This window comes from Rhodococcus sp. 06-462-5 (assembly GCF_002258315.1).
In the GTDB taxonomy this organism is placed as follows: domain Bacteria; phylum Actinomycetota; class Actinomycetes; order Mycobacteriales; family Mycobacteriaceae; genus Rhodococcoides.
In genome coordinates this window covers 516,071-530,021 of record NZ_NOYD01000013.1, presented here as the reverse complement: position 1 = coordinate 530,021, position 13,951 = coordinate 516,071, and the positions used below count along the sequence as shown (strand labels likewise).

9 protein-coding genes and 1 pseudogene are annotated in these 13,951 nt (G+C 66.4%); 5 read left to right on the top strand and 5 right to left on the bottom strand.

Annotated features, from left to right (window positions below; translation table 11 throughout):
• The 3 genes and pseudogenes from CH251_RS09770 to CH251_RS09760 form a co-directional block, all read left to right on the top strand.
• Positions 1-223: pseudogene (locus tag CH251_RS09770) on the top strand (acetyl-CoA C-acyltransferase); the annotation flags it as partial.
• A 69-nt stretch (positions 224-292) separates the two neighbouring features.
• Positions 293-664, top strand: a complete 372-nt coding sequence (locus tag CH251_RS09765) for a DUF3817 domain-containing protein (protein ID WP_179273743.1) — start codon at positions 293-295, stop codon at positions 662-664.
• A gap of 114 nt (positions 665-778) precedes the next feature.
• Positions 779-1,666 carry a tetratricopeptide repeat protein gene (locus tag CH251_RS09760; protein WP_094612982.1) on the top strand — a complete coding sequence of 296 codons (888 nt, stop codon included), beginning with the start codon at positions 779-781 and terminating at the stop codon, positions 1,664-1,666.
• A 9-nt stretch (positions 1,667-1,675) separates the two neighbouring features.
• Here the strand turns inward: CH251_RS09760 and CH251_RS09755 are convergent, their stop codons facing one another.
• The 3 genes from CH251_RS09755 to CH251_RS09745 are packed head-to-tail and all read right to left on the bottom strand — an operon-like array spanning position 1,676 to position 7,344.
• The gene (locus CH251_RS09755) at positions 1,676-3,124 is read right to left on the bottom strand and encodes a metallopeptidase (RefSeq protein ID WP_094612906.1); all 1,449 of its coding nucleotides are present in this window, start codon (positions 3,122-3,124) and stop codon (positions 1,676-1,678) included.
• Positions 3,125-5,326, bottom strand: a complete 2,202-nt coding sequence (gene glgB, locus CH251_RS09750) for a 1,4-alpha-glucan branching protein GlgB (protein WP_094612981.1) — start codon at positions 5,324-5,326, stop codon at positions 3,125-3,127.
• Positions 5,327-5,337: 11 nt separating this feature from the next.
• Positions 5,338-7,344: an alpha-1,4-glucan--maltose-1-phosphate maltosyltransferase gene (locus CH251_RS09745; RefSeq protein ID WP_094612905.1), complete on the bottom strand. Its 2,007-nt coding sequence runs from the start codon at positions 7,342-7,344 to the stop codon at positions 5,338-5,340.
• 205 nt (positions 7,345-7,549) lie between these two features.
• Between CH251_RS09745 and glgP the strand changes: the two genes are divergently transcribed.
• Complete coding sequence (gene glgP / locus CH251_RS09740; protein WP_094612904.1) at positions 7,550-10,072, top strand: alpha-glucan family phosphorylase; 2,523 nt, start codon at positions 7,550-7,552, stop codon at positions 10,070-10,072.
• A gap of 7 nt (positions 10,073-10,079) precedes the next feature.
• On the opposite strand, the gene CH251_RS09735 is transcribed toward glgP, so the two are convergent.
• Positions 10,080-12,128 carry an ATP-dependent DNA helicase gene (locus CH251_RS09735; protein ID WP_094612903.1) on the bottom strand — a complete coding sequence of 683 codons (2,049 nt, stop codon included), beginning with the start codon at positions 12,126-12,128 and terminating at the stop codon, positions 10,080-10,082.
• Positions 12,129-12,178: 50 nt separating this feature from the next.
• Positions 12,179-13,528 carry a nicotinate phosphoribosyltransferase gene (locus tag CH251_RS09730; protein WP_094612902.1) on the bottom strand — a complete coding sequence of 450 codons (1,350 nt, stop codon included), beginning with the start codon at positions 13,526-13,528 and terminating at the stop codon, positions 12,179-12,181.
• Positions 13,529-13,586: 58 nt separating this feature from the next.
• Here CH251_RS09730 and clpS point away from each other — a divergent pair, with 58 nt between their 5' ends.
• Positions 13,587-13,943 carry an ATP-dependent Clp protease adapter ClpS gene (clpS, locus tag CH251_RS09725; RefSeq protein WP_094612901.1) on the top strand — a complete coding sequence of 119 codons (357 nt, stop codon included), beginning with the start codon at positions 13,587-13,589 and terminating at the stop codon, positions 13,941-13,943.
• Positions 13,944-13,951 lie beyond the last annotated feature (8 nt).

Sequence of the window (13,951 nt, the reverse complement as noted above, 5' to 3'; positions counted from 1 at the left end):
GGTCGGAATCGCGTCGACGCGTGAGCTGGGCATCGATCCCGAGATCGTCAACGTCAACGGCGGAGCGATCTCGATCGGGCACCCCCTCGGCATGTCGGGCGCTCGCATCGCATTGCATCTGGCTCTCGAGCTGCAGCGACGCGGCGGCGGAGTGGGCGCGGCCGCACTGTGCGGCGGCGGTGGACAGGGCGACGCACTCATCGTTCGAGTGCCGAAGCAGTAGGACTCGTAGTGGCTCTGGAGAAGAACTGAGACCAGAGCCACTACGTTCCGTCGTAGCAAACCGGGCACAATAGCGGGCATGACCAACTTCTTCGACCTGAGCAGTACAGCCAAACGCTTCCGTTTCATCGCTGTGCTCGAAGCGTTCACCTGGCTGGGCCTGTTGATCGGAATGGCGTTCAAGTACATCCCCGCCGACGGCAACGAAATCGGCGTGAAGATCTTCGGGCCCATCCACGGCGGCGTGTTCGTGGTGTATCTGGCCGTTGCCGTATTGACGGCGGTCAAGCTCAAGTGGGACATCAAGGCCACCCTCTTGGCGCTCGTCGCGGCGTTCCCCCCGTTCGGCACCGTCATCTTCGAGATCTGGGCCGCGCGCACCGGCCGTCTGGCCGAGCTGAGCACCGGCCGGCCGGCAGCCGATGCCAAGGTTCTGTCCTGACCGACCGGTGCCGCCCGCCAGTGGATGACCCATCGCGTTAGTGACAAACTGTAGGGCGTGACTCGACCCGGTTCCCGTCCTCCCGCCCGCCCGTCAGCCGTCGTTCCCGCATCCATTGCCGGTGCCGTCGACCTGTCCGTTCTCAAGGACCGTCCGGCACCTGCACCCGCGGCCGAATCCGCGGGCGACGCGGGGGGACTGGCACCGATCGTGGACGTGACCGCGGCTACGTTCGAGGCCGAGGTGCTGCAGCGGTCCACGCAGGTACCGGTGATCGTCGACCTGGGTTCGGCGCGATCGCCGCAGTCCCAGGCATTGACGCGTCAGCTCGGGCAGCTGGCCGTGGAGGCGGCGGGTACGTGGGTTCTCGCCCGAGTCGACGTCGATTCCAATCCGCAGATCGCGCAGGCGTTCGGTGTGAAAGCCATTCCGACGGTGGTTGCAGTCGCAGCCGGGCAGCCGTTGGCCGACTTCGAGGGAACGCAGTCGGAAGAGCAGCTGCGTCAGTGGCTACAGGCCGTCGAGCAGGCGACTGCGGGAAAGCTCACCGGGCCTCCCGGGGCGGCCGCTGCAGAACCGGAACCCGAGATCGAGGACCCCAGAATCGTCGCAGCCGAAGAGGCCATCGACGAGGGCGATTTCGACAAGGCGGAAGCTGCCTACCAGGCGATCATCGACGCCGAACCGAAGAACACCGAGGCCGTTGCTGCGCTGCGTCAGGTCAAGTTCCTCGCCCGTGTGCAGAACCTGGCACCGGACGCGATTGCCATCGCCGACGCCGATCCCGCAAACGTGCAGGCCCGAATCGAGGCCGCGGACGCCGAGATGGCCGGTCAGCAACCGGAGCAGGCCTTCGCTCGTCTGATCGACGGAATCAAGATCAGTGCCGGCGACGACCGAACCGCGTTGCGCACTCGTCTGCTCGAGCTGTTCGAGTTGTTCGACGCAGCCGATCCGCTGGTGGTTTCCGCGCGGCGCAAGCTCGCGTCCGCCTTGTACTGACAGCGCCGATCAGCTGTAGCGCGCGTCGCACCGTTCCTTGCCGCCGAGAACTCCCGAACGGAACGCATCGACTCGGGAGAAGCCGGACGGCAGCGTCGTACCGTTGACGTCGCTGGCGGCGAGGCCGTCGCTGAGCAGACCGGACACGGCTTCGTCGAGATCGCCGGGGGAGAGCCAGACTTCGAGGTCCGTCGTTCCGCTCTCGACACTCATCGCCGACGTGATGACCCCCGACAGACACGCCGAGCGCAGGGCGGCCTGCGGATCGTCGAGCGATTGGCCTGCTTCCTTCTGCACCGCGAGCGTATATCGCGAGGCGAACAGCACGTAGGCGCTGTAGTCGCCGGAAACGTTGAGCGGCAAGATGTCTCCGCGTCGGGGTGTCTCGGGCTGTCCGACCTCGGCCAGGTCCTCGACGTCGACACCGATGGTGTTGGTCGACGGACAGTACGACACCGGCGCGGTGGCCTCGGCGTCCGAACACCCGAGATCGGACCCGGAATAATCCACGGCCGGCGGATCGGCCACGGGCAGCACAGATTCGAAGGATCGAGTGAAGGCTCCGAGGGTGTCCTCGGTGACCGGTAGCTCACCGGAGTCGTCGGGGTCGCTGAACTTCTGCGGCAACGATGCTCGACGCGAATCGATCTCGGCCTCGTCGATACCGGTGCAGACTGCCGCGCCCTCGGTGAAGCCGAGCTGCACCGCGGTGACGCGCTCGAAGGCAGAGCCGTGTACCGATTCCGGATCGTTGGGGTCGACGTCGCGCACGGCGACAGTCGCGGCGAGGACGCCGTTGAGACCGTCCGAGGTGTTGATGGTGAAGTGCGGCGCATCGTCTTCGGCGACGTGGCGGATGAACGCACCGGCGAAGCAGTCGGCCTGCTGCTCGGCAACGATGGTCGGGGTGTCGTCGCCGACGAGACCCGATTGATGCTGGATGGCGTGACCGTATTCGTGGGCGATCACCATCACCACCGACATCGGACCGAACGCGTCGACGAGAGCCGGGAGCAGAATGGTTCGATCCCACCCGATGGAGTCGTCACGAGTGCAGTAGGCGGCGTTGGGAATACCGCCGGTGCGGTCTCCGCAGAATCTGATCCCCGATCCTTCGTCCTCGGACGCGTCCCACGAGACGACCTTCGAGACCGGGGTGAACGAGCCCTTGAACAAGTTGGGGTACTGCTCGGCCCAGAATCGTTGGATGTCGTCGATCGCGTTCGTGGCGAGGATGTCCGAGTCGGTGCCTTCGGCGTTCTCCACGGTGATCGTCGAATCGGGGACATCGGGACGGGGCCCGCTCGGACCGCTCGTGACCGGAAGTCCGGCAACGGTGAACGGGTTCTCGTAGATCGATACGGCACTTCCGCTGACTGTCTGTGCGCACGAGGTCAGCAGGAGCAGCCCTGCAGTGGCGGCCGCGGCCAGTAGTCGGGGTGTGCGGCCGCCACTCATCTATCGCTCCAGTTTTATCCAGATCGCCCCGTTGGCGGGAAGGGCGACCTGGCCTGACGCCGGTCGTCCGTGCCACGAGTGCGATGTTGCCGTCACTTCACCCAGGTTGCCCACGCCGGAGCCCCCGTACTCCGTTGCATCGGTGTTGAGGACCTCGATCCATCGGCCGGGTTCCGGTAGTCCCACACGATAGCTGCCGTGCTCGTTTCCGGAGAAGTTGAAAATACACGCGATGACCGAACCGTCGGATCCGTACCGCAGAAAGCTCAGCACGTTGTTCTCGGTGTCGTTGGCGTCGATCCACGAGTATCCACTCGGCGACGTGTCGAGCGTCCACAGTGCCGGATGGGACTTGTACGTCGAGTTCAGATCGGACACAAGGGTTTTGACGCCGTTGTGCAGAGGTTCCTCGTCGATCTGGTACCAGTCCAGGCCGCGTTCCTCGGACCACTCACGGGTCTGTCCGAACTCCTGTCCCATGAACAGCAGTTGCTTGCCGGGGTGCGCCCACATGTAGGCGAGCATTCCGCGCAGGCCTGCGGCCTTGGCGTAGTCGTCGCCGGGCATCCGAGTCCACAGCGTGCCCTTGCCGTGTACCACCTCGTCGTGGCTGATGGGGAGCAGGTAGTTCTCACTCCACGCATAGACCAGGGAGAAGGTGATCTCGTGGTGGTGGTAACTGCGATGGATGGGATCACGCCCGAGGAAGCCCAGGGTGTCGTGCATCCAGCCCATGTTCCACTTCATGTTGAACCCGAGTCCGCCGACGTTCGTCGGGCGGGTGACGCCGGGCCATGCCGTCGACTCCTCGGCCACGGTGACGACGCCGCGGTGCTTCTTGTGCACCGTCGCGTTCATCTCCTGCAGGAACGTGACGGCCTCGAGGTTCTCGCGGCCACCGTAGATGTTCGGCGACCAGCCGCCCTCGGGACGGGAGTAGTCCAGGTACAGCATCGACGCCACGGCATCGACGCGCAGTCCGTCGATGTGGAACTCGTCGATCCAGTACAGCGCGTTCGCGACCAGGAAGTTGCGAACCTCGCGTCGCCCGAAGTCGAAAACCAAAGTGCCCCAGTCGAGTTGCTCGCCACGCTGCGGGTCGCCGTGCTCGTAGAGCGGGCCGCCGTCGAATCGAGCCAGGGCCCATTCGTCCTTGGGGAAGTGCGCGGGAACCCAGTCGACGATGACGCCGATTCCGGCGCTGTGGAGGTGGTCGACGAAGTAGCGGAAATCGTCGGGGCTGCCGAAACGCGAGGTCGGTGCGTAGTACGAGGTCACCTGGTAACCCCAGGACCCGCCGAACGGGTGCTCGGCGACCGGGAGCAGCTCCACGTGGGTGAAGCCGGTCTCGGTGATGTATTCGGCCAACTGTTCGGCGAGCTCGCGGTACCCCAGGCCCGGCCGCCAGGACGCCAAGTGGATCTCGTAGACGCTCATCGGTGCCTGCGTCGGCTCGATGCCGGCCCTGGTGTCGAGCCAGGACTCGTCGTTCCAGGTGTACGAGGACTCGGTGACGACCGACGCCGTCGACGGTGGGATCTCGGTGGCGAAGGCCATCGGGTCGGCCTTGTCCTTGACCGAGCCGTCGGCACCGTGAACGCGGAACTTGTACAGCGCGCCCGGTGCGATGTCGGGAGCGAAGATCTCCCACACTCCCGTCGAGCCCAGTACGCGCATCGGCCAGCTTCGGCCGGTCCAGCCGTCGAAATCGCCGACCAGAGTGACACCCTGGGCTGCGGGGGCCCAGACCGCGAACGACGTGCCGGTGACGGGACCGTCCGGAGTCGCGTACGACTGCTGGTGCGCGCCGAGAATGTCCCACAGACGTTCGTGCCTGCCCTCGCCGAACAGGTGCAGATCGAGTTCGCCGAGAGTGGGCAGGAACCGGTACCCGTCGGCGGATTCGGAGACGTGTCCACCGGGCCACGTCACCACGAGGCGGTAGTCGATCAGGTCCTCGAACGGGACCAGAGCCGAGAAGAGTCCGTGCGCGACGTGGGTCAGCTCGTGGTCGACGCCCCCGACGCGGGCGACGACCTTCTCGGCGTCGGGCTTGAGGGCGCGGATCGCCGTTCCGCCCGGCACCGGGTGGGCACCGAGGACGGAATGCGGGTTGTAGTGCCGCCCTGCAGCGATGAGTTCGAGATCGTTGTCGGACGGGGCTGCAATGGTGTCTTCGGGCGTCGTCGGATTCTCGGTCACGTTGAATCCCTTCACTTTCGGTTGCCGCGGTAGGCCAGTTCGATTCGTGCCGGGTACGGGATGTGGGGGAGCGTGAAGATGTGCGCCACCGATGTCCACGGCTCGAGCCGGACGAAATTGGTGTGGCCCCAGTCGTAGTGGACGCCGCTCACTTCGTCCTTGATCGTGAGGGTGTCCTGCCAGTCGTGGCCCAGAGCCGGCATGTCCAGGTGGATGGTGCCTTCCTCGGCCCCGAACGGGTTGAGGTTGATCACCACCAGAACGGAGTCGCCGGTCTGCGGGTCGAACTTCGAGTACCCGATCAGCGCTTCGTTGTCGATGGTGTGAAAGTGGATGTTGCGCAGCTGTTGCAGCGCCGGATGCGCACGCCTGATTGCGTTCAGCGTGGTGATCCAGGGCTCGAGCGACTCGCCGCGGGCCAGCGCACCCTCGAAGTCGCGCGGGCGCAACTGGTACTTCTCCGAGTCCAGGTACTCCTCGCTGCCCTCTCGCACGGCCTGATGCTCGAACAGTTCGTAGCCCGAGTAGACGCCCCAGGTGGGGGCCATCGTCGCTGCGAGAGCTGCTCGGAGAGCGAACATTCCGGGCCCGCCGTGCTGCAGGCTCTCGTGCAGGATGTCCGGGGTGTTGACGAACAGGTTGGGACGCGCGTCGTCGGCGCGTCGAGCATGCTCCTCGGCGAACTCGGTCAGCTCCCACTTGGCGGTACGCCAGGTGAAGTAGGTGTACGACTGCGTGAAGCCGCGCTGCGCCAAGCCGTACATGCGCACCGGTCGGGTGAACGCCTCGGCGAGGAACAGCACGTCCGGGTCGGTCTTCTTGACCTCGGCGATGAGCCATTCCCAGAAGTCCGGCGGCTTGGTGTGTGGATTGTCGACTCGGAAGACCTTGACTCCCAGCGAGATCCAGTACCGGACCACGCGGAGCACCTCTTCGTAGATGCCGCGCCGGTCGTTGTCGAAATTGACCGGGTAGATGTCCTGATACTTCTTCGGCGGGTTCTCGGCGTAGGCAATGGTGCCGTCCGGCAACACGGTGAACCACTCGGAATGTGTTGCCGCCCAAGGGTGATCGGGAGCGGCCTGGAGGGCGAGATCGAGTGCCACCTCCAGGTTGTGCTCCTGTGCGGCGGCGACGAACGCGCGGAAGTCGTCCTCGGTGCCCAGTTCGGGATGGATGGCGTCGTGGCCGCCGTCCGCAGAGCCGATGGCCCACGGCGACCCGACGTCCTCGGGGCCCGGGGTCAACGTGTTGTTCGGGCCCTTGCGGTTGATGGTGCCGATGGGGTGGATCGGCGGAAGGTAGACGATGTCGAATCCCATCCGCTCGATGCGGGGCAACTGCTCGATCGACGTCGCGAACGTGCCGTGCCGCGGAGATCCGTCCTCGTTCCACCCACCGGTCGATCGGGGGAAGAACTCGTACCACGCACCGTTGAGTGCGAGATTGCGGTCGACCCACACGTTGACCGCGCGAGATCGAGTCACCAGCTCACGCAGCGGGTGAGCGAACAGCAAGTCTGCGACCGTCGACGCGAACGCCGAGGACACCCGGGCCGGCAGTGGGCGGTCGGTGTCGCGCAGCGCGGCGGCGACATCGGCCAGCATCTGCCTGCTCTCGGCAGGAACGCCGGTGGCAGCCCGCAGGAACAATCGCGCCCCGATCTCGAGATCGTTGGCGAGTTCGTGAGCACTCTGGCCCACTCCGAGCTTCGCTTCGACGGCGTGACGCCAGGTGCTGATCGGATCGCTCCACGCCTCGATGCGGCAGATCCAGTAACCCGGCCGAGAGGGGACGAACACCGCGTCGAACGTGTCGGGTTCGCGGCCCGGTGTCATCGGGATGCGTTCGAGTTTGCCTCCCGGTCCGCGCACCGACAGCGTCGCGGCCACCGCGTCGTGACCCTCGCGCCAGACGTCGGCGGAGACTGGAAACGTCTCGCCCACCACCGCTTTCGCGGGGTACTTCCCGGTCGTCGTATCTGGAAGGACATTGTCGATACCAAGTCGACCTGTCACTTCACACTCCATTCTTCGCTAGAGGTATGGCTGCGCGGGCGCAACCTCTGATCGAACCGATATTGGTGTGCTTCTACTCGTCAACCGTAGTGCAGCGATGGAGATGGCGCGTGCGCCGACGCATACTGCCCACGACGGGTGACGCATCTCGGATTTCGTGCAAGCCGCCCATCGACACAGGTGTGCGTGGGTAGGGTTCGACCCTGTGAAAGCTTTGCGTCGATTCACCGTCCGAGCCCACCTTCCCGCCCGCCTGAATGCCCTCGCCGAGCTCTCGACAAACCTCAGGTGGTCGTGGCACTCGTCGACGCAGGATCTGTTCGAGCACATCGATCCACTGTTGTGGACCGAACTCGAGCGCGATCCGTTGGCCGTACTGGGAGCCGTCGCGCCTGCGCGTCTCGAGGAACTCGCGGCCGACGAGCACTTCCTGGCCGAACTGGACGCCGCCGAGGCGGATCTGCACGACTACCTCGCCCGGCCGCTCTGGTACCAGAACGAGCTGGCCGAGGGACGTGCTCTGCCGTCGGGCATCGGTTATTTCTCGATGGAGTTCGGTGTCACCGAGGTGCTGCCGAACTACTCCGGCGGGCTGGGAATCTTGGCCGGCGACCATCTCAAGGCGGCCTCTGACCTGGGACTTCCGTTGATCGGTGTCGGGTTGCTCTACCGCTCGGGCTACTTTCGCCAGTCGCTGACTGCCGACGGCTGGCAGGCCGAACGCTATCCGTCCCTCGACCCGCACGGTCTGCCGCTGCGGTTGCTCACCGACGACGGCGACTCTCCGGTGCTGATCCATGTGTCGATGCCCGGATCTCGGGTGCTGCGGGCGCGGGTGTGGATCGCCCAGGTGGGACGCGTCCCGCTGCTGCTGCTCGATTCCGACATCGCCGACAACGACCCGGAGCTGCGCGGGGTCACCGACCGGTTGTACGGCGGCGATCAGGATCACCGCATCAAGCAGGAGATACTGGCCGGTATCGGCGGAGTTCGAGCGATCCGGGCCTACACCCGCGCATACGGGCTGCCCGATCCCGAGGTGTTCCACATGAACGAGGGCCACGCAGGCTTCCTCGGCGTCGAACGCATCCGCGAACTCGTCACCTCGGGAACCCTGGACTTCGACGCGGCACTGGCGGCGGTGCGAGCGGGCACCGTCTTCACCACCCACACCCCGGTCCCGGCCGGAATCGACCGGTTTCCGGCCGATCTGGTGCGGCACTACTTCGCAAGTGCGGACGGCGGAGCGGACTCGGCGCTGCTGCCGGGGTTGCCGATGGATCGGATCCTCGCACTCGGCGGCGAGAGCGACGCCTCGGTGTTCAACATGGCGCATATGGGACTGCGCCTGGGGCAACGCGCCAACGGGGTGTCCAAGCTGCACGGCATCGTCAGCCGCGAGATGTTCAACGACCTGTGGCAGGGCTTCGACACATCCGAGGTGCCGATCGGATCGGTCACCAACGGCGTTCATGCTCCGACGTGGTCTGCCCGGGAATGGGCGGAGTCGGGGCCGATGTCCTCGGACCAGGTGTGGTCCACGCGCAACGCCCTGCGAGCGCAATTGGTGGACGAGGTGCGGCGTCGGGTGCGGCGCTCGGCGCTCGAACGCGGCTCGACCGAGGCCGAGATCAGTTGGACAGCAAATGTTTTCGATCCCAACGTACTCACCGTCGGATTTGCTCGACGGGTACCGACGTACAAGCGCCTGACCCTGATGCTCCGCGAGCCCGAGCGACTGCGCGCCATGTTGCTGGACCCGGTTCGCCCGGTCCAGTTGGTGGTCGCCGGCAAGTCGCACCCCGCCGACGACGGCGGAAAGGCGCTCATTCAGCAGATCGTCAGGTTCGCCGATCAGGCCGACGTACGGCACCGCATCGTGTTCCTGCCCGACTACGACATGTCCATGGCGCGATTCCTGTACTGGGGATGTGATGTCTGGCTGAACAATCCGCTGCGACCGCTCGAAGCGTGTGGAACATCCGGCATGAAATCCGCGCTCAACGGCGGCCTCAACCTGTCGATCCGCGACGGCTGGTGGGACGAGATGTACGACGGAGAGAACGGCTGGGCCATCCCCACTGCGGACGGCGTCACCGACGACAACCGCCGCGACGATCTCGAAGCCGCCGCGCTCTACGAACTGCTCGAGCAGGCGGTACTACCGAAGTTCTACGACCGCGGGGACGACGGCGTGCCCAGTCGCTGGATCGAAATGGTGCGCCACACTCTCGAACAGTTGGGTCCGAAAGTGTTGGCGTCGAGAATGGTGCAGGACTACACGCTGGGCTACTACGCACCCGCTGCCGAATCCGCCCGCGCGGCCTCGGCCGATGGTCACCGCGGTGCCACGGACGTCGCGTCGTACCGCCGCCGCGTCGAACAGGCTTGGGGCGCAGTGAAAGTCACCCGCGTCGACAGTGACGGTCTGCCGGACACTCCGGTGATCGGGGCGGAGCTCTCGCTGCGCGCCAACGTCGATCTCGGTGGTCTGGACGCCTCGGACGTCGTGGTGCAGGCGGTCGTGGGACGCGTCGACGCGGAGGAGAACCTCACCGACATTCGCACGACGGCCATGACCCACGTGGGAACCGACGGCGGCGAGCACGTGTACGCAGGCGAGACGCGGCTACCGCACAGTGGCACGGTGGGATACACGGTGCGAGTGCTACCTCATCACCACGGTCTGGCCTCGGATGCCGAGCTCGGGTTGGTGGCGACGCCGTAGGGAGCGGCTATTTTCCGGCCAGGCGGGTGAGGGCCTTGCGGACCACCTCCGGATCCGAGGTCTCCCAGAACGGCGGTAGCGAGGCACGTAGGTAGCCGCCGTACCGGGCAGTGGCGAGCCGTGAATCGAGAACGGCGACAACCCCTTTGTCGTCGACGCTACGGAGCAGTCGGCCGACGCCCTGCGCCAGCAGCAGGGCCGCGTGGTTGGCGGCGACCGCGAGAAAGCCGTTGCCGCCCCGCGATTCGACGGCCTGCTGCCTGGCCACCAGCAGCGGATCGTCGGGCCGCGGAAACGGAATGCGGTCCAGGATCACCAAACTCAGCGATGGGCCGGGGACGTCGACGCCCTGCCACAGCGACAGCGTCCCGAACAGGGAGGTGGCCTCGTCGTCGGCGAACTTCTGCACCAGTGCGCCGGTGGAGTCGTCGCCCTGGCACAGGATCGGTGTGTCGAGGCGCTCGCGCATCTCCTCGGCGGCGGCCTTGGCGGCGCGCATCGACGAGAAGAGTCCGAGCGTGCGACCACCGGCGGCGCTGACCAGCGATTCGATCTCGTCGAGAGAGGACTTCGAGAGGCCGTCGCGTCCAGGTGGCGAGAGATGCTTGGCGATGTACATGATGCCGGCTCGGGCATGGTCGAACGGCGAGCCGACGTCGAGCGAATTCCACCGGATCGACCCGGTGTCGGACGGCGGTTCCACACCCGACGCCATCGCGGTGTCACTGCGCGACGGTTTCTCTGCAGGCAGGCCCCAGTTGACGGCCAACCCGTCGAACGATCCGCCGACGGTCAAGGTCGCCGAGGTGAGTACCACGGTGGATTCGGCGAACAGGCGAGCTCTGAGCAGTCCGCCCACCGACAGCGGTGCGATGCGGACTGTGCGTTTGACGTTGCCGCGGAAGTCGTCGACGGCATGCCAGACGACGTCTTTGCGTTTGGCCGGATCGGGTTCGTCGAATGCCGTGAGGACACGAACCGCGCTGTCGTGCACCTCGTCGACCGCGACGAGGGCGGCGCTGCGAGCCGCGGCGGCCTCGGGGTCACTGGCGGCCATGCCCTGCTTGTTGGGACCGATAGCGGTGCGGACCGCCCAGGCGGCGTCGCGAATGGAGGCGAGCGCGGGGCCGACGCCGTCGGGTAGGGACTGCCAGCGACTCGGGGGTAGCTCGTCCAGGATCGCGGCCCAGTTCTCGGCGGCTCCCTCGAGCTGATCGACCGTCTCTTCTTCGATGAGCTTGGCGCTCCGGCGCGCCGCGGCCGTGACCGTCGCGGCTGACAGCTCTTCGGTGGCAACACCGGTCACTCGGTCGACCAGTTCGTGGGCCTCGTCGACGACCACGACGTCGTGCTCGGGGAGGATCTGGATTCCGGTGATCGCGTCGATCGCGAGCAGCGCGTGGTTGGTCACCACGACGTCGACCTGGGCGGCCTCGGTGCGGGCGCGTTCGGCGAAGCAGTCATCGCCGACGGGGCAGCGGGACTTGCCCAGGCATTCGCGGGCGGTGACGCTGACCTGACGCCAGGCCTGATCGCTGACCCCGGGCACGACGTCGTCGCGGTCGCCGGTCTCGGTCTCGGACGACCACTTGGTCAGCCGAACCACCTCGCGTCCCATCCGTGAGACGGCGAACGGGTCGAACAGTTCCGCATCCGGTGCCTCCTGGGCAGCGCCGGTGTGGATCTTGTTCATGCACAGATAGTTGTTGCGGCCCTTGAGGATTGCGAACTTCGGCCGACGGCCGACGGCCTCGGTCAAGGCGTCGGACAGGCGCGGGAGATCGCGGTCGACCAACTGCCGCTGCAGCGCGATGGTGGCCGTGGAGACGATGACGGTCTTGCCCGATTCCACGGCGTGCCGAATGCTGGGAACGAGGTATGCCAGGGATTTGCCGGTTCCGGTGCCTGCCTGCACCGCGAGATGTTCCCCGGTATCGATCGAGTGTGCCACCGCCGATGCCATCGTCAGCTGATTGCTGCGTTCCTTGCCGCCGAGCGAGTGCACCGCGACCTGCAGGAGAGCGGGAACGGTTGGCAACTCGGTCTTCGACGGCACCGAAGCAGACTACTGCCGATCGCCCACTCGCTTCGGTACCGACACCGCTGTCACCTCTCGACGAAGCGGGTGGGTATGGCCGGTTCGCCCTGAGACAGTTTCAGACCCTCCCACGGGAGGCTGACGAGGCGTCGGGCCAGCAGGTCACGGCCGTCGGCGAGCGTCGGGAGGTCGGCGACTCGTTCTCCGCTGCGGACCAACGGCGTGGTCAACGTCTCCACCGTCAGATCGCCCTCGACGGTCGGGGGAGCGTCGAACGGGTGCACGATCTCCTCGACTGCCGTGCCGGTGCGACGCGCGGTGCGCAAGGCCGCCTTGGTGCCGCCGCGCGACTCCTTGTGGCTGCTGCGCTTGGCGACGGGAATGCCGTCGACGGTCACCAGTTTGTAGACCATGCCCGCCGTCGGTGCACCGGAACCGGTGACCAGTGAGGTGCCGACGCCGTAGGAGTCGACCGGCTCGGCGCGCAGTGCGGCGATGGCGTATTCGTCGAGGTCACCCGAGACGACTATCCGGGTCTTCGGCGCACCCAGTGCATCCAACTGGTCGCGCACCTGCCTCGCGAGCACGCCGAGGTCGCCCGAGTCGATGCGCACACCGCCGAGTTCGGGCCCGGCGACCTCGATGGCGTTGGCGACGCCCTGGGTGATGTCGTAGGTGTCGACGAGCAGGGTGGTGCCCACGCCGAGCGCGCGCACCTGAGCCGCGAATGCGGACCGTTCGTCCGGGCCGTCGGCGGTGGTGTGCAGCAACGTGAAGGCGTGCGCCGACGTACCCGCACCGGGAACGCCGTGGCGTCGGACGGCTTCGAGGTTGGAGGTCGCAGTGAACCCCGCGAGGTACGCCGCGCGGGAGGCGGCGACAGCGGCTTCCTCGTGCGTGCGCCGCGATCCCATCTCGATGATCGGCCGGGACTTCGCGGACGCCACCATCCGTGCTGCCGCGGACGCGATCGCACTGTCGTGATTGAGGATGGAGAGCACGAGCGTTTCGAGGACCACGCACTCGGCGAAGGTGCCGCGGACCGTCAGAACGGGGGAGCCGGGGAAGTACAGCTCGCCCTCGCGGTAGCCGTCGATGTCGCCGGTGAAGCGGTAGCCGCGCAGCCACTCGACGGTGGCGTCGTCGAGGAATTCGGAAACGATGCGCAGCTCGTCCGGCCCGAACCGGAAGCGCGCGATCGCGTCGAGAATGCGTCCGGTGCCCGCGAGGACGCCGTATCGCCGACCGCCGGGCAGCCTGCGCGCGAACACCTCGAAACTGCAGATTCGATCGGCGTAGCCGCTGGCCAGAGCCGCCGACAGCATCGTGTACTCGTACTGATCGGTCAGCAGTGCAGTGCTCACGCCGTCGCTGGAACTCGCGTGATCGGTGGTCGCGTCGTTGCTCACCTCGCCCACACTACGAGCGAAGGGGCGAGCGTGGGACGCTGGCCCGATACGCCGTACCCTGTTGGGCATGCCTTGGTTGACGGTGGATGGATCTCTGCCAGTGGACGGCTTCTCGGCAGGGGACGTCGTCGCCGCGTCACCGCAGGCGGTCCCGGCGCAGACCGAGGCCGTTGCGGCCGACGAATCTCACGACACCCCCTGGGTCACCATCGTGTGGGACGACCCGGTCAACCTGATGCACTACGTCACCTACGTCTTCCAGAAGCTCTTCGGCTACAGCAAGGCCAAGGCGACCGAGCTGATGATGCAGGTGCACTCCGAGGGCAAGGCCGTGGTGTCGAGCGGAGAGCGCGACGCGATGGAGAACGACGTTCGACGGCTGCACGCGGCGGGTCTGTGGGCCACCATGCAGCAGGACAAGTAGTAGTTCAC

What these genes read in the sequence shown, in the direction of transcription:
- CH251_RS09755 (WP_094612906.1), bottom strand. Translation starts at nt 3,124, where the DNA reads ATGAGTGGCGGCCGCACACCCCGACTACTGGCCGCGGCCGCCACTGCA.
- clpS (WP_094612901.1), top strand. Translation starts at nt 13,587, where the DNA reads ATGCCTTGGTTGACGGTGGATGGATCTCTGCCAGTGGACGGCTTCTCG.